The following is a 16,277-nucleotide window of genomic DNA, read 5'->3' on the forward strand; positions in this document are numbered from 1 at the left end:
GCTTCGCTTCCTGCGGGGTCTTCAACCTGCGCTTATCCCTCCGGAGTCGCCGTCTTCCGCTGCAATCAGCGGAGAATGGGTGGCATAGGATTCCTCTACTAAAACAGATGGAGAAGAAAAAGAAAAACCATAAATCCACAGGAAATGTTTCATGAATAAAAGGAAAAGTCTTCCGAGTGTCGAAATAGATGGCATTAGGGAGGAATGAAGATGACAGGTAAACAGATGGTTCGGCAAGAGGATTTATTTGAATTGAAATCGGTGACGAATCCGGTGTTATCTCCGGATGCTTCTGAAGCGGTGTTTATTGTAACGCAGATGGATAAAGAAGAGAATGCGTATCATGCACATTTGCATCACCTCGATGTGGAGTCTGGTAGTTCGACGCAATGGACGTATGGGAAAGAGCGCGTTTCTCAGCCTCAATGGTCGCCGGATGGAAGTCGAGTCGCATTTTTGTCGACGCGTGATGAGAAGAACCAGCTATTTGTTATGCAAGTTAGTGGAGGAGAAGCACGCCGTTTGACGGATTATGAGACAGGTGTGACTAGCTTCTTGTGGGCGCCATGTGGAACGAAAATCTGGCTAACTAGTACACTGAAAGACGGAAAAACATTTACAGATAAAGAAGAGAAGGATGAAAAGAAACAGCCTGAAGCACTTCGCGTTACGACGATGAAATATAAAGCGGATGGGGCAGGTTTTGTGAAAGACGACCGTCATTCGCAAATCGGTTGTCTCAATCTTGAAAGTGGAGAAATCACAGCATTCACTGAAGATGTGTACGATCATTCCTTACAAGCAGTGTCACATTGCGGAAAGAAGCTCGTTGTCGGCGTTAACCGCGCGGAAAACAAAGATTTCGACTTTCGTCAGCCTTTGGTGCTCGTTGATATCGAAACGAAAGAAGAAACGGTTCTTGTCGATGAACAAGGTTATTTTGGTGGTGCAACGTTTTCCGAAGATGATCGCTATATTGCTTATGGCGGATCGGATCGGACGTTTGAGAACGCGACCCACTCTAACCTATTTGTCTATGACTGTGAAAACCAGACGACGCTTAATCTGACGGAAGCACTCGATGCGCCTCTTGGAGATGCAGTAGTCGCGGATCATCAGCAAGGACCGAACCCGCCTGAAGCGGTTTGGACGGAAGGCAATTACTTGTACTTCCAAGTCACGACGATGGGTGATGTTCGACTGTATTTCGCAGATTTGGAAGGTAGCTTGTATCCTGCTTCTCCTGAGTCGGCGCATGTCTACGATTATGATGTCGCTAAAAACGGACAGTTCGCACTCGTAGCTGTTAGCACTCCGGTGAATCCAGGCGAATTGTATCGTCTTGACATTTTTACGGGGGAACGAAAAGCACTGACTTCGTTCAATGAAAACTACTTAGCTAATACGATTTTAGTAAAACCAGAAACGATTCAATTAGAAGGCGCTGGAGGCTTTGACGTACATGGTTGGCTAATGAAACCTGCAAACTATCAAGAGGGCAACACGTATCCGCTCGTCGTGAACATTCATGGTGGTCCACACGCGATGTACGGCAATTCGTTCTTCCACGAAATGCAAGTGCTAGCGGCAAACGGTTGGGGGGTTCTCTACATTAATCCACGCGGTAGTCACGGGTATAGCCAAGCATTTGTCGATGCAGTGCGTGGCGATTATGGTGGTGGTGATTATCAAGACATTATGGATGCACTTGATGATGTTTTAAAAAATCATAGCTGGATCGATAAAGACCGGCTCGGCGTAACAGGCGGAAGCTATGGCGGATTCATGACGAACTGGATTGTTGGCCACACGGATCGATTCAAAGCCGCTGTTACACAACGTTCTATTTCCAATTGGATCAGTTTCTTCGGAGTTTCAGACATCGGGTATTATTTCAGTGACTGGCAAATGAAAGCAGATATGACGGATGTGGACACATTGTGGAAGCATTCGCCGCTGAAATACGCAGAAAATGTGAAAACTCCAATTCTTATTCTTCACTCTGAAAATGACTTGCGTTGTCCGATAGAACAAGCGGAACAGTTGTACATTACATTGAAAAGCATGAAGAAGGAAACCGAATTCGTTCGGTTCCCGGAGTCCGACCATAACTTGTCCCGTATAGGAAAACCGAACTTGCGTGTTACACGATTAAATGAGCTGACGGGCTGGTTTGAAAAATATTTGTGACATGAGGAAAACGCCTGTCCCGGGGGAAGGGACAGGCGTTTTTTGATGAGGAGGGGAAGGGGTTAGCGTGAGCAGCAATCTCCTACATATGGGGGATTTACTGAATCGTCGGCTGCATCGATTGCGATGCCTGCTCTGATTTTCTTAACAACTGCGTCTTCGATACAACAAACGCCTTTCAATACATCAGCGAGAGCTTTGTCGAACTCAATTTTTTCGCAAGGTGACGTATCATTGTCATTGAATTCGCGGAACTTTTCTACCTCTTCAAACAAGAGAAGTGTAACTGCAAATTCTGTCAGCAAAGCAGAAACGATAGTGATCTCACCCAATGTGACACGAGGATTGTTGAGGGATTCTGCCGCTGCTGCTTGAAGTTGATTAAGCATTTTAGCGTGGTCCATGTTCATTCACCTCCTTTAAATGTGGTGCGTCCGGACACTTCTAGTATATGCGGCTCGTTTTACAAGAGTTGGACAACCGTCCGTGGGACAATCTGCTCAACGTGTTGTGGATGTGTTTTTGATCGACATGTCGAGGAAGGATGGTTTTACTAGTCCGTACATTAATAGTGTATGATGTGAACTTTGCAAGAGTTGGACAAGCGTCCGAGGGAAATTGTCTTGTGGATGTGTTTTGAACTATGCGTTGTTTTAGGTAGGATTAATTCGTCCGAACACTATTACTATATGCTGCTTGTTTACTGAGAATTGGACAACCGTCCGAGGCCAACTGTCTTGTAGAGACAAAGTGCTGATGTGAGTGCGTTTCAAGCATGTTTCATCCGAACACTTCTACTATATTCCGCTCCGTCAATGGTAAAGGGACAGACGTCTGAGGACAAACTTCTTAGGGGGACTAGGAATTTCAGCAAAACAAAAGCGATTGCAACTATTTAGGAAATATTGTAGGATGTACGTATTAGAAAAACTGTCCATACTTTTCCAGATTCCTTGAAGGATTGGATAGCTACAAAGAGTCTTGAAGGGAATTTGAATGGAGGAGAACGAAGTGGGAGTCCACAATGTAATGGAAGATGTCGTTCGTGATACCTTGTTGTCATATAAGAATAATATGAATCTAGCGTGTGACTGCGAACAGTGCTTGAATGACATTTCAGCACTTGCCCTCAATGAATTACCACCTCGGTACATAGCTAACTCAAAATATGGTCCGTATGTCCGGGCAACACATGAAGCGAATCACCAAGGAATTACTAATATCATAGCCATCATCGCTAAATCAGCAGCTCTTGTTTCTCAGAGCCCACGCTGTGAGACATTTGCATTGAAACAAGAACAGTAAAAACACCGAAGCGCATGTGGCTTCGGTGTTTTTTCTTTACTCACAATACAATTCACGGTGTTGATTTCCGCTTCTGGCGGACGCGGGCCTACAGGATGTAGGTCATGCAACCGTTGCGGCAGGACGCCGCGAACTTAGGTTGTTTCCATTGGCATCCCTCCGGAGTCGCCGCCATCCGCTTCAATCAACGGGACTGTCTTGAATCACTAGATATTGACATTGAAATTTATTTCAACAATCCAAGTGACTCCTGCAATGTGCTGTTCACATGCTTAATCAGCAACTCGTCGCCTTTCTTCCGGATGTCGGATCCGACAAAGTCCATCATTTCTCTTGCCATATCGGCGTCTTCTAATAGTGATAACGACTTATTCAAGTTCACTTCAAAAACGCCAGCGTTCGTTAGATGATGCTCAAGTGATTCCATTTGCGAACCGATTTTTGTGAGATAACCTGTCACTGTACCTAGCGCATTATCAATCGTGCTTATCAGCTTGTCTGCGTCTTCCTGAGTCGCTAGCGATGCACCGCCGAGCCCGATTGCATCTGTGTGGACGTCGAATAAGCTTATTTTCATTTGCTGAGAAGCATTTCCACCTACTTGAAGCGTCAGCTCGCTATCTTCTCCAAGAATCTTCTTCGTGTTGAACTCAAGCTTATCCGCTGTATCATTGATAGCAGCAAAAATTTGCTCCAGTTCCAATCCGCTTGCTATACGGTCTGAATCCGTAAACGTTCCATTCGCAGACTGAACCGCCAATTCCCTTGCCCGTTGCAACAAGCCGTTGACGTTGTTCATCCCTTCATTGGAAGATTCGAGAACAGACAATCCGTCCTGCATATTGCGCTGGGCTTGCGAAATCCCACGAATTTGCGCGCGCATTGTTTCAGAAATCGCAGAGCCCGCTGCATTATCGGCACTCGTTGCAATTTTTAATCCACTTCCTAGATGGCGTAACGACTTCTCAATCTGCTTGTCGTTTCGTACGCCGCGATTCGCTGCCATTTGAATTTGTTCGTTGCTATTTATACGCACGTGGCTCACCTCATTTATGTAAATAATGGCTTCTCACGTTATATCGACCGAAAGTCATAAAATTGAATGAGAACTTACCGATATAGATAGAAGAATGGAGGTGGAGTGGGTGATCACTGTCAAACAAGCGGTCACAGCCTATCGCAACATGAATGCCAAATCACTACCGCCACTTACCGCGGTATGCCAAGCGCTGGAAGCAATCGATCAAAAGTTGGATGCTTCACTTCATCATCTCGAACAAAATGACAAACGCTGGCGAGACGGACTCCTACTAGCCCAGCAATTGGTCTTCGAATTAATGGCGATGACAGATGCTACCTCTGTAGAAGGCCAACGACTACTAACCCTCTACATCTATGCCAATCAAACCCTAGTGACGGCATCGCTCAAAGCGGACGTGGATGCAATTGCGGAAGTCCAGGCGATTGCGAGGAACCTACATACCGATTGGCAACACGCAAAGAAGAAGCAAGTTCATACAACATATGTTTGAAAAGCTGCCAGAACCAGTGGCGGCTTTTTTGTATGGAAAGGGAAGATGAGAGAAGGGAGAACGGACGGGTGCGGAGAGGAAACGGACGGGTGCGGAGAGGAAACGGGCGGGTGCGGAGAGGAAACGGGCGGGTGCGGAGAGGAAACGAGCGGGTACGGAGAGGAAACGGGCGGGTGCAGAGGAAAAACGAGCTGGTGCGGAGGAGAAACGAGCGGGTGCGGAGGAGAAACGAGCGGGTGCAGAGGAGAAACGAGCGGGTGCGGTGAGGAAACGAGCGGGTGCAGAGGAAACGGGCGGGTACGGAGAGAAAACGAGCGGGTGCAGCGCAGAAACGAGCGCGTACAGCGAATCTACTCCACCCATCCCAACAAAAAACACGAATCCACCACAAAAGCAGATTCGTGTGTCCCCCTCTTATCTTCCTTTAAACTCCGGCTTCCTCTTTTCCGCGAACGCATTCAACGCTTCCATTCGATCCTCTGTCGGAATCGTGATTTCGTACGCTTTTCGTTCAATCGTAAGTCCTGTCGCAAGATCCGCCTTCATTCCTTGTTTTATCGCAAATTTCGCTTGTTGTACTCCAATTGGCCCATTTGCGAGAATTTTGTCGGCAAATGCCTGTGTCTCTTCTTTCAACATAGCATCTTCGACAGTACGTGTCACAAGTCCGCACAATGCGGCATCAGATGCAGATACTCGTTGAGCGGTCAAAATGAGCTCAAGTGCTTTTGCTTCTCCTACGAGACGCGGCAAACGCTGGGTTCCTCCTGCACCTGGAATGATCGCAAGCCCTGTTTCCGTCAGCCCCATAACAGCGGACATCGCTGCGAATCGGAAATCACAGGCGAGCGCAAGTTCCATTCCACCACCGAACGCAAACCCGTTGATCATCGCAATTGTCGGCTGCGGCAGCTGATCAATCATCGTGAAAACATCACCGATTTTATTCAAATTACGTTTCACGTCAACGTCCGTTAACGTCTTTCGTTCTTTTAAATCGGCCCCCACACTAAGCGCACGGTCTCCAGATCCTGTCAATATAACGACGCGTACTTCCGGATCCACTCTAAGTTGTTCGACCGTTTCCCCAAGTTCGCGAATCATGTCGTAATTAAACGCATTCATCGAATCAGGTCGATTCAACGTTACCCAAGCGAGTCCATTTTTCTTTTCCAATAAAATTGTTTCCATTCTATACACCCCCGAAATCATTGAATACTCTTAAAACATATCATTTCAAAGAATTTGAAGCCAGAAGAAGGATATTATAGTAAAATAGTGAACTTGCAAGTTAGTGCTAATTTGCTACAATATAGGAAAATGGACTAAGTTAGGTGGAATCCCAGTGGACGCAAGTGTATTTGTAGGCAGACAGCCGATTTTAGATCGTAATGGAAACCTTTTCGGCTATGAACTTTTATATCGCAACAGTGAAGTGAACCGGTTTCCAAACGTCAATCCAGAAAAAGCGACAATCGGTGTATTAGTCAATACATTTCTCACGATCGGTGTCGATCGCGTTTCTGGGGCATACCCTTCCTTCATCAACTTTACCGGTGAGTTGTTGGCGCAAGATTTGTATGATCACCTCAATCCAGCGAGAGTCATTATCGAAGTGTTGGAAGATGTCGAAATTACGCCGACACTTCTTACTAAGCTACGGAAATTGAAAAACCAAGGCTTTCGTATCGCGCTAGATGATTTTGTCCTGACGAAACAATATGAAGTCGAAAAAGGACTGTTTGAAATTATCGATTTCATCAAAGTCGATTTCATCCAATCAGATCGACAAGAACGCGAACGGATTCAAAATTTCATACGTGTCTATCCGAATGTACAATTGCTTGCTGAGAAAATTGAAACAGAAGACGATTTTCAGGAAGCAAAAGATGCGGGGTACGCGCTCTTTCAAGGGTATTTCTTCGCTACACCTGAAATAGTAATGGGCGCTGAAGTTCCTGCGATTGATGAGCACAATTTCCGGATTATGGACCGATTGAATACCGAGCTACCGAGTGTGCAGGAAGTGGCGGGACTCATTACGCAAGATATGTCACTTACTTACAAACTACTCCGCTTCATCAACACCTATGCGTTTGGGATCCCGAGAAAAATTACATCCATTCAACAAGCGATTGTCCTTATTGGACTGCAAGAAACAAAAAAATGGCTCTACATCATTACGCTCCATCAAATGGGCATCGGTCAAGGGAAAGGCAGAACGAAAGTACTTGTTGACTACTCCCTCGTACGAGCGAAGTTATGTGAACTGCTTGCAAAACGAAATGGTCACCAAAACTCAGATGAATTTTTCTTAGTAGGTATGTTTTCGATGTTGGACGTAATTCTCCATCGTGATTGGCAGGAAATTGAACATGATATTCCCCTTTCGGATGAAGTCATGCAAACACTAATGGGGGACGCGACAAAGATGACCCCGTTTCTTCAAATCGCAGTTGCTGTTGAACGTCTCGACTTACCACAAATGAAAGTGCTATGTGAGGAACTGGACATCCCGTTGAACGATTTGTGTGTGTATTCCCAAGAAGCAATCCGTTGGGGACGTCAACTTGACTAAAAATCTTTTACTTTTCATCGCATTGCATTTCCCAATTCTAGCGCAATTCGTTAGAATGAGGAAAGGAGTTGATGAGAGTGAAAATTGCAGTTGTTACAGACAGTACGGCCTATCTACCCGAAGACTTGCGCAAGCGGCTAAAGATCCATATTGTTCCGCTCGCAGTAACAATAGAAGGACAAGACTATGACGAAGAAATCGATTTAACCTCTAAAGAATTTTACGACAAAGTGCGTGGAGATGGACCCCTACCGAAAACTTCGCAACCGTCAGTCGGCCAATTCGCATCGAAGTTCAACGAATTGAAAGACGCAGGTGTAGAGGGAATCGTTTCTATTCACTTGTCGAGTGGCATCAGCGGTACATACGCTGGTGCCGTCCAAGCGGGTGAATTAGCTGCAAACTTGGACGTTCGTGTCTTCGATTCGGAAATCTCCTGTTACATGCAAGGGTTCTATGCGATTCGTGCAGCTGAGCTGGCACTAGCAGGCGCTTCGATGGATGAGATCATGAGTGAACTCGCTGAAATGAAACAAACGATGCGTGCGTATTTCATGGTTGATGATTTGTCACACTTGCAACGTGGTGGGAGACTATCCAGCGCTCAAGCATTAATTGGCGGCCTATTACAAGTGAAACCTATTTTGCATTTTGTCGATAAAGTCATTGTGCCATTCGAGAAAATTCGGACTCGTAAAAAAGCGATGAAGCGGATTGCAGACATGCTTGCAGAAGACGCAGCGAACATGCCTCTTGAAGCCTCCATCATTCATGGCAACCAACCCGAAGAGGCGGAGGCATGGCTAGCAGAATTGAGTGACCGCCTCCCGGATGTGAAATTCACCATCAGCCATTTCGGTCCCGTTATCGGTACTCATCTCGGCGAAGGTGCCATGGGACTCGGTTGGGTCAAGCGAAAAACGAACAACTAAACAGTAGGGGGTGTGCGGATGAACAAACCATTCGATCCGGCCGTCAGAGACTTTCTGGACGGTCGCATTTGGTTGCGTCAGCACACGCCTTTTTCTGTGGAAAAAATCAACGAGCATATCGAAAGTGGCATGGTTGAAACAACTCCGGGAGTCAAGATGAAAAAAGGTTTGTTCGGGCAACCAAGTTGTAAATGTGTTCGGTGCGAAAACGTAGACCCACAACTATTCACCTCGTTCGACTGCCTGCAATGCGAAGGTCCATGTGCATATTGCCGTAACTGCCTGCAAATGGGAAGAGTCTCCGTTTGTACGGAGCTTATTGTCTGGAAAGGTCCATGTACCGAGTACCCGACAGAACACGCTCTTGCCTGGGAAGGAACATTGACGAAACGCCAGAAACAAGCGTCAAAAGAGTTATATGAAAGTATTGTGAGGGCACGTCCCCACCTAATTCATGCAGTGTGTGGATCTGGTAAGACGGAAATTTTATTTGAACCGATACATAAGCTACTCTTAGCAGGCAAACGAGTTTGCATCGCAGCACCTCGCGTCGATGTCATTTTAGAACTGGAACCACGACTACGCGCAGCCTTTCCATCGACCAAACTGGAGGCATTGTATGGAGGTGCAGATGTCCAAGCATTCGACGCCCAACTTATTCTAGCAACGACCCATCAGCTGTACCGATTCCGTCATGCATTCGATGCGATTTTTGTCGACGAAGCCGATGCTTTTCCATATACTGCAGAGAAAACCCTTCAGCACGCCGTCCGAAAAGCTGCAAAACCAGATGCACCAATCCATTTCGTCACCGCAACGCCCTCAGACAAATTACTGACAGACATCAAGAAAACAGGCGCAGTCTCGACCATCTATCGTCGTTATCACGGTCACCCACTCCCTGGTCCACGATATGAATCGCTCTGGAACTACTCAAAACAGCTATCTAAAGGAAAAATGCCGAAAGCACTCGAAAAATGGATTCAACAACGACTTGAACTGAGCGAACCATTCCTAGTATTCTTTCATGAAATTGAACTAATGATGAAAGCGGAGCAAGCCATCCGACAACTCGACGATCGGATCCGAGCTGTCCATTCCGCGCATCCTGATCGTAAACAGCACGTCCAAGACTTACGGGCAGGGAAGATACCGGGGTTGCTGACGACAACTATATTAGAACGTGGGATTACGATTAAAAACATCCAAGTGGCGGTCGTCGGTGCAGAACAATCCTTATTTGACGCTGGTGCACTTGTTCAAATTGGAGGTCGGGTTGGTCGAAATGTGAACCATCCTTCCGGCGATTTCGTGTTGTTCCATAACGGAATCAGTTATGCGATGGACCAAGCGCGTCGGGAAATAAAACGGCTCAATGCAGGAGGGGATCAACCATGAACCCATGTTTATTGTGCATGAAACCAATCTCAGAAGTCGCCTCTTGGCAATCGTTCTTCGGCATAGAAAAGAAAAAGACACTTTGTGACGACTGTTCAAAACGGTTCGTTCGTGCCGACATAAAGGAAGAAGGGGACGTATTGGATGCCGTTCATTCTCTATATGAATACGATGAAGCCATGCGGGATTGGCTACATCAATACAAGTTCCTCCAAGATGTAGCACTTGCACAAGTGTTCTCAAACGAACTGCGACGAGCATTTTCAAACAAGGATACGATCGTTCCCATACCGATGCATCCAGAACGGGCACGGAATCGGACCTTTGCTCACGTAGAAACGCTATTGGATGGTGCAAAACGACCCTATGTGCAGTTACTGACTAAGACCAATACAACTGTCATGGGCGAAAAATCCAGACACGAACGACTCAACATGGGTCAGTTATTTGAACTCGTACCAGGTGCAGTAGTACAACCAATCACGTATCGATTGGTGGACGATATTTATACGACAGGAACGACATTGCGTCGGGCAGCAACTGTCTTGAAACAAGCAGGCGCTGCAAGAGTAGAAGCAGTGACCTTGATTCGATCAATTCAGAAATGAGTACAGGAGGAACTACAAATGGCAGAACTAAGACATTGCCCATCATGCGGCGATTTTTTCAACTATACAGGAGTGCGTGACGTGTGCGGGAAATGTGGGATGAACGAAGAACGAGTGTACGAAGAGGTATACCGTTTCTTACGGAAGCGAGAAAACCGTGCAGCGACAATCGAACGCATTGTAGAAATGACAGAAGCGACTGAGTCCATGCTTCACAAATGGGTTCGAAAAGGACGCTTGCAACCTGCTTTGTTTCCGAATCTAGGCTATCCATGCGATAATTGTGGAAAGTTGACTTCTAAAGGGAAATTGTGTGACGAGTGTACAGCAGACCTAAAACAAGATTTAAAAACGTTTGAAGCAGCTACAGAGTTCCGTGAAGCGATTCAACAGAAAGAACAAAGCACGTATCTTTCAGAACGTAAAAAATGATTAATTGGCAGTTCCAAGGGTCATACAATGACTAAGTGGGATTGCCATTAATTTTTCTGGTATTGAACTGGATTGTTGACGGTGTTGATCTACGTTTCAAGTGGACGCTTTCCGAGGAGCTCGATTTCAGCCTCCTCACTCGTTTCACTCACTGCGGGGTCTTCAAAAGAAATGCTCTTAACGTTGCGCTTTTACTCGCAAAAGCAGTTCTTCGTTACGGCTTTCGCTGATCCCCCGGGAGTCGCCACTTTCCAATTCAATCAACGAAGTTTTCTGAAAATCAGGGTTGTCTACAATATAATACGCATCTAATGAATTAGTTTTATAACTATTAAAACGGGTACGTGTAAAGCGCTACCAAACCCGTAGGTATACAGATGTATATATCCGGAAAACTGTAATTTCGTACAAAAGACCCTTCAACAACTCGGAATTCAACCGAAATAGTAACTAATAGCCAAAAAACTCGAAAGGAGCGAGAACAGACATGAAGATTACAAACAATAACATTCCTCCGGTGAACCCTTATCGGACGAACCAAGTGAAAAACGAACAAACAAAGAATGACACAGCTGTTCAGAAAGACCGTCTAGAAATTTCAAAAGAGGCCAAGCAACTTTCCGAACCGAGCCCGATTACGTCACAACGTAACGAAAAAGTCAGCGCATTGAAAGCACAAATCCAAGCTGGCACGTATAAGGTCGACGCGGAACAGCTCGCTTCCGATCTAATCGGCTATTACCAACCAAAACAATAAGCGAGCGCACTTAACTTGAAGAAAGCAGGGAATTCCATGCCAATCGAACAGATTCTAGCCTCGCTGGACCAACTAGAAAAGTTACATCGAAGCCTGCTACGCATCGCAAACGAAAAAACAACGCTCATCAAGAAAAATGACATCAGCGGACTCGATCAGCTACTAAAAGACGAGCAAGCTCATCTCGCTGCAATCTTGCAGACAGACAAAGCCCGCGAAACAGCAGTCGTTGCTTTTTTTACCGAACAAGGACGTCCGGTACCATTACAACCGACAATCACAGATGTACTCAACATCATCCAAGAGCCGGAACACGCACAGCTCAAGGAGGCGAAGGACCGTCTCCTGCACGCGATTCATGAATTGAAATGGCAGAACGATTTAAACCAGAAGCTTACCTACCAATCGCTTCAATTTGTGAATCTGTCGCTGGACATGGTCCGTCCACGGACCGAATCCGTGAACTACTCGAAAAAAGAAGTACAAGGCAAACCACTAACAGAGAAAATCACATCATTCGATTCGCAAGCTTGAGGAGGAAATCATCATGGGCTCAACATTTATGGGACTAGAAACTAGCAAACGCGGCCTGCAAACCCAGCAGTCCGCTCTTTATACGACAGGGCATAATATTAGTAATGCGAATACGCTTGGCTACTCGCGTCAGCGTGTCAATATGCAGGCGACCAGTGGATTCCCAGGAGTGGGAATGAATGCTGGGACGATGCCTGGATTCTTGGGCACAGGAGTTCAAGCCGGTTCTATTCAGCGAATTCGTGATGGATTTGTGGATCAGCAATACCGTGGGGAGTTCAATAAATTGGGATACTGGGATACGCGTTCAAATGCGATTGGTCAGGTTGAAGATATTATGAACGAACCTTCTGAATATGGATTGCAGAAATCACTCAGCCAGTTTTGGAGTAGTTTAGAAGATTTAGGAGTCCACCCAGAAAATGGTGGAGCTCGTAAAGTTGTCATTGAACGAGGGAAAGCAGTAGCCGATGCGTTTAACTATATGAATAAGTCATTGCAAGAGTTAAAGACCAACACTGGCCAAGAACTGGATATCGCGGCAAAAGACATCAATTCAATTTTAAAACAAATCGCGGGCCTCAATGAACAAATCTCCAGCATTGAGCCTAACGGATACTTACCAAACGATTTATATGACGCACGGGATTCATTGATCGACGAGCTTTCAGGCTATTTGCCAATCGAAGTGAGTTATACAAAATCAGGTGGGAATGCTTCTGCAGTTGCTGAAGGTTCCGTGACGATTAAGTTGAAATCGAATGATACGACTACCACTATGAATCTCGTATCAGGAAAAGATCATACTACAATGACCGTGAATAAAACGGATGAAGCTGTCACTGGTATTTCTTTTTCTACAAAAGATCCTACGCCTTACACACTTAACGTTGAAGATATGATAACTACAGGGAGTATCAAGTCACTGATCAATACATTTGGATACGTGGAGAACAACGAGGTGAAAGGTCTTCTCCCTGATATGATCGGGAAGTTAGACAGAATGGAAAAAGCCTTTGTGAAAGCATTCAATGATCAACACGAAGAAGGTTACCAGTTAAATTCAGACAATAAGGGAGAAGTTTTCTTTATCAAAAACTCTGATGGCAAATTGGTAGTCAATGAAGAAATCATTAAAGATCCTTCCAAAATCGCAGCTTCTTCTGCGAAAAATGCAGAGGGAAATGGTGATAATGCAAAAAAACTAGGCGGAATTCAGTTCCTGAAAATTGACGGGGAAGGGGATGGCCAATTGGGCGGTGCTACGGTCCAAACCTACTTCCAAGGGATAATCGGTGAACTAGGCGTTGATGGAGAACAAGCAGCTAAAATGAAATTCAACTCAGAAACGCTCATGATTTCAGTATCGAATCGTCGTGATTCCATCAGTGCCGTATCACTCGATGAAGAAATGACAAACATGATCACATTCCAGCAAGCTTACAATGCTTCTGCGAGAATGGTTACAGTTGTTGACGAAACGCTCGACAAAATCATCAACGGTATGGGTGTCGTCGGTAGATAATAAGGAGGAATCATAGAAATGCGAGTTACACAATCAATGCTTTCCAATAATATGCTTCGCAATTTAACGTCCAGCTATAGCAAAATGGGCAAACTTAACGATCAGTTAACTACCGGAAAAAAAGTAAACCGTCCATCCGATGACCCTGTCGTAGCTATGCGGGGTCTAGGCTATCGTATGCAGGTAGATAAAGTCGTACAGTATCAGCGGAACATTGGTGAAGTGAATAACTGGCTCGATAGTACGGATGATGCTCTTGATAAGGTCGGTCAGGCATTGCACCGCACAAAAGAACTTGTTACAAACGCTGCAAACTCGGGAGCTATGACAGATGCAGACCGTGAGAAAATCAAATCCGAGCTAGACCAACTTCGTCAACAGATTCAAGATACAGCAAATACAAAAGTTGGCGATAAATACATTTTTAGCGGTACGAAAACGAATTCACCTTTACATGATAAAACGATTACTCCACCAAGTACAGAACCTAACGGCTATCCGGATTTAACGGACCCGAACAATGCAGCATTTACTTCGGATATCAACATAAATGTCTTTGATGGAGTTGAGTTAAACGTTAACTCGAAGTCTGCTGAACTATTTAAAGAAATTGACGACATGTTTAAAAGCTTCAATGACCCTGATGTCGACTTCGGTGCTGCAATTGGAAAAGTCGATGGCATGATGGATGAACTCTTGACTGAACGTGCAGATGTTGGTGCACGTCAAAATAGAGCAGAACTTATGAATGACCGCTTAGAAACACAAGAATTAATTTCTACTAAGCAAATGTCAATGAACGAGGATATCGATTTCGAAAAGGTCATTACTGAAATGATTTCACAAGAATCAGTCCATCGTGCAGCTCTTTCAGTTGGTGCACGTATCATTCAACCATCCCTCGTAGATTTCTTAAGATAATAATAGATTCTGCACGAGTTGTGCCAGGTACTCTTGTGCCTGGCATTTGTTGTTTCACATATAGAAGGAGGTGCCACTCATGCAAATGCCAGAACTTCAAATTCAGACAACACCTGGTAAATTAGGTCTAAACATCGAAAAGTCAGTACAGCAAATCGAACAACCAAGAGCGACAATCGATCAACAGCAACCCGCTGCCATATTAGAAATTTCAACTACAAAGCCTCAGCTATCTTTAGATACCTCCGCAGTACGTGAAGATATTGATATGAAGAGTGTATTTAAACGTACTGAAGAATACGCTCAACTGGGACGACTAGCAGCGATAGACGGAGTAGGGAGGCGAGCTGAAGAGGGACAGCAGCTATTGAGGATAGAAAACGGTGGCAATGCAATTGCAGACTTAGCGAAGCAAAATGGCACACCGCCTCCAGCACCTTTAGGTATTCGATTTGTTGCCAATCGCTCTAAAATACAAATGTCCATTACACCTGGATCGCTCACCATAAACGCAACACCGCAAAAACCGATATTTAATGCGCAAATTACCAAACCAATGCACATGTACACGTCCGGCAAAGTGACCGGCACCATGGAACAGTACCCATCCATCCAGATCGACTGGAAAGGATAATCCGTATACCAAAGGAGACACCCGTATGACCATCCAGACCAAATTTCACGGCGAACTCGACCTGGACATACTAACACAATGGACATTCCCGAAAGGACTGCCCGGACTCGAAGACGAGACTGCATTCGTCCTCCTGCCAATCGAAGGAAACGACAGCTTCCAGGTTATGCAGTCTGTGCAGTCACCTGCCGTCGCTCTCATCGTCGCCAACCCGTACACCGTCGTCAGCGACTACTCATTCACCATCGACGACCCGACACTCGAACTGCTCGGCATCGGCTCCCAGGAAGACCTCATGATCCTGTCTGTCATGTCCATGAAAGACCCGTTCGACGCATCGACCATCAACCTGCAGGCGCCGCTCATCTTCAATATCCAGAATCACAACGCCAAGCAGATGATCCTGAATGACACCAGTTACAGCCTGCGAACGCCAATCGGTGCTCCGGCACAAAAGGGGGACCGCTGACATGCTCGTCCTTTCCCGTAAACCGAACGAATCCATCAAAATCGGCGACACCATCGAACTTAAAATCATCGAAATCAAAGGCGAAACGGTCCGCATCGGCATCGAAGCCCCCAAATCCGTCGAAATCCTGCGCGGCGAACTCGTTGCCTCCATTTCCGAAAACAACACCAAAGCCATCGAAATCGACCTAAACCTCTTCAACCAACTGAAAAGCAACTAAAAAAGAGCCCACCCGGCTCTTTTTTCATACATTCACACCACCACCCACCAGGTAGATGTACCTGCTGCCTGGCACCATCACACACCAGGCGTACCGGTATATTACATCCATTACCGTCCTACTGTGAATTGTGACATGCACAGCGTAACCGGGTTGATTGGAAGTAGTCCGCATTCATCCCTCCCTTCACAAAGAGAAAAAAATCCAAAAAAACTCTCAAAAAACACTAAACAACCCCCAGC

Annotated in this window: 20 protein-coding genes; 15 read left to right on the plus strand and 5 right to left on the minus strand. The window is 45.6% G+C overall.

Going from position 1 to position 16,277, the window contains the following annotated elements; all coding sequences use genetic code 11:
- Nucleotides 1–21: 21 nt before the first annotated feature.
- Complete coding sequence (locus M3197_RS17320) at nt 22–153, minus strand: hypothetical protein (RefSeq protein ID WP_285851053.1); 132 nt, start codon at nt 151–153, stop codon at nt 22–24.
- A 57-nt stretch (nt 154–210) separates the two neighbouring features.
- Here M3197_RS17320 and M3197_RS02860 point away from each other — a divergent pair, with 57 nt between their 5' ends.
- Nucleotides 211–2,190, plus strand: coding sequence for a S9 family peptidase (locus tag M3197_RS02860; protein ID WP_251658501.1), 1,980 nt, complete (start codon nt 211–213; stop codon nt 2,188–2,190).
- Nucleotides 2,191–2,252: 62 nt separating this feature from the next.
- Here M3197_RS02860 and M3197_RS02865 read toward each other — a convergent pair whose 3' ends face one another.
- Entirely contained in the window at nt 2,253–2,594 is a 342-nt protein-coding gene (locus tag M3197_RS02865; RefSeq protein ID WP_251658503.1) for an alpha-helical endospore appendage domain-containing protein, read from the minus strand.
- Between the two features lie 607 nt (nt 2,595–3,201).
- Between M3197_RS02865 and M3197_RS02870 the strand changes: the two genes are divergently transcribed.
- Nucleotides 3,202–3,495, plus strand: a complete 294-nt coding sequence (locus tag M3197_RS02870) for a late competence development ComFB family protein (protein ID WP_251658505.1) — start codon at nt 3,202–3,204, stop codon at nt 3,493–3,495.
- Nucleotides 3,496–3,721: 226 nt separating this feature from the next.
- On the opposite strand, the gene M3197_RS17395 is transcribed toward M3197_RS02870, so the two are convergent.
- Nucleotides 3,722–4,531 (minus strand): flagellin, encoded by an 810-nt coding sequence (locus M3197_RS17395; RefSeq protein WP_251658506.1) that lies wholly within the window; start codon nt 4,529–4,531, stop codon nt 3,722–3,724.
- Nucleotides 4,532–4,640: 109 nt separating this feature from the next.
- Here M3197_RS17395 and M3197_RS02880 point away from each other — a divergent pair, with 109 nt between their 5' ends.
- The gene (locus M3197_RS02880; protein ID WP_251658508.1) at nt 4,641–5,027 is read left to right on the plus strand and encodes a flagellar protein FliS; all 387 of its coding nucleotides are present in this window, start codon (nt 4,641–4,643) and stop codon (nt 5,025–5,027) included.
- On the opposite strand, the gene M3197_RS02885 is transcribed toward M3197_RS02880, so the two are convergent.
- Both M3197_RS02885 and M3197_RS02890 read right to left on the minus strand, forming a co-directional pair.
- The gene (locus M3197_RS02885; protein WP_251658509.1) at nt 4,971–5,405 is read right to left on the minus strand and encodes a ribosomal eL19 family protein; all 435 of its coding nucleotides are present in this window, start codon (nt 5,403–5,405) and stop codon (nt 4,971–4,973) included. The two genes, M3197_RS02880 and M3197_RS02885, sit on opposite strands and share 57 nt — an antisense overlap.
- Nucleotides 5,406–5,441: 36 nt before the next feature.
- Nucleotides 5,442–6,218 (minus strand): enoyl-CoA hydratase-related protein, encoded by a 777-nt coding sequence (locus M3197_RS02890; protein ID WP_251658511.1) that lies wholly within the window; start codon nt 6,216–6,218, stop codon nt 5,442–5,444.
- A 154-nt stretch (nt 6,219–6,372) separates the two neighbouring features.
- On the opposite strand from M3197_RS02890, the gene M3197_RS02895 reads away from it, so the two are divergent.
- The 12 genes from M3197_RS02895 (at nt 6,373) to csrA (ending at nt 16,035) form a co-directional block, all read left to right on the plus strand.
- A complete protein-coding gene (locus tag M3197_RS02895) occupies nt 6,373–7,605 on the plus strand; it encodes an EAL and HDOD domain-containing protein (protein ID WP_251658512.1) in 1,233 nt (410 codons plus the stop codon).
- A 77-nt stretch (nt 7,606–7,682) separates the two neighbouring features.
- Entirely contained in the window at nt 7,683–8,537 is an 855-nt protein-coding gene (locus M3197_RS02900) for a DegV family protein (RefSeq protein ID WP_251658514.1), read from the plus strand.
- Nucleotides 8,538–8,555: 18 nt separating this feature from the next.
- Nucleotides 8,556–9,935, plus strand: coding sequence for an ATP-dependent helicase ComFA (locus tag M3197_RS02905; RefSeq protein WP_251658515.1), 1,380 nt, complete (start codon nt 8,556–8,558; stop codon nt 9,933–9,935).
- Nucleotides 9,932–10,543: a ComF family protein gene (locus tag M3197_RS02910; RefSeq protein WP_251658516.1), complete on the plus strand. Its 612-nt coding sequence runs from the start codon at nt 9,932–9,934 to the stop codon at nt 10,541–10,543. Before M3197_RS02905 ends, M3197_RS02910 begins: the two co-directional genes overlap by 4 nt.
- A gap of 18 nt (nt 10,544–10,561) precedes the next feature.
- On the plus strand, nt 10,562–10,975 hold the full coding sequence (locus M3197_RS02915) for a TIGR03826 family flagellar region protein (RefSeq protein ID WP_251658517.1): 414 nt from the start codon (nt 10,562–10,564) through the stop codon (nt 10,973–10,975).
- A gap of 487 nt (nt 10,976–11,462) precedes the next feature.
- Nucleotides 11,463–11,732, plus strand: a complete 270-nt coding sequence (flgM, locus tag M3197_RS02920; RefSeq protein WP_251658518.1) for a flagellar biosynthesis anti-sigma factor FlgM — start codon at nt 11,463–11,465, stop codon at nt 11,730–11,732.
- 36 nt (nt 11,733–11,768) lie between these two features.
- Nucleotides 11,769–12,266, plus strand: a complete 498-nt coding sequence (locus M3197_RS02925; protein ID WP_251658519.1) for a flagellar protein FlgN — start codon at nt 11,769–11,771, stop codon at nt 12,264–12,266.
- 13 nt (nt 12,267–12,279) lie between these two features.
- Nucleotides 12,280–13,791: a flagellar hook-associated protein FlgK gene (gene flgK, locus M3197_RS02930; protein ID WP_251658520.1), complete on the plus strand. Its 1,512-nt coding sequence runs from the start codon at nt 12,280–12,282 to the stop codon at nt 13,789–13,791.
- 18 nt (nt 13,792–13,809) lie between these two features.
- A complete protein-coding gene (gene flgL, locus M3197_RS02935) occupies nt 13,810–14,712 on the plus strand; it encodes a flagellar hook-associated protein FlgL (RefSeq protein ID WP_251658521.1) in 903 nt (300 codons plus the stop codon).
- A 79-nt stretch (nt 14,713–14,791) separates the two neighbouring features.
- Nucleotides 14,792–15,346 (plus strand): DUF6470 family protein, encoded by a 555-nt coding sequence (locus M3197_RS02940; RefSeq protein ID WP_251658522.1) that lies wholly within the window; start codon nt 14,792–14,794, stop codon nt 15,344–15,346.
- A 25-nt stretch (nt 15,347–15,371) separates the two neighbouring features.
- On the plus strand, nt 15,372–15,815 hold the full coding sequence (gene fliW / locus M3197_RS02945; protein WP_251658523.1) for a flagellar assembly protein FliW: 444 nt from the start codon (nt 15,372–15,374) through the stop codon (nt 15,813–15,815).
- A gap of 1 nt (nt 15,816) precedes the next feature.
- Nucleotides 15,817–16,035 (plus strand): carbon storage regulator CsrA, encoded by a 219-nt coding sequence (csrA, locus tag M3197_RS02950; RefSeq protein ID WP_251658525.1) that lies wholly within the window; start codon nt 15,817–15,819, stop codon nt 16,033–16,035.
- The last annotated feature ends 242 nt before the right edge of the window (nt 16,036–16,277 follow it).

This window comes from Sporosarcina aquimarina, assembly GCF_023715615.1.
Classification (GTDB): Bacteria; Bacillota; Bacilli; order Bacillales_A; family Planococcaceae; genus Sporosarcina; species Sporosarcina aquimarina_A.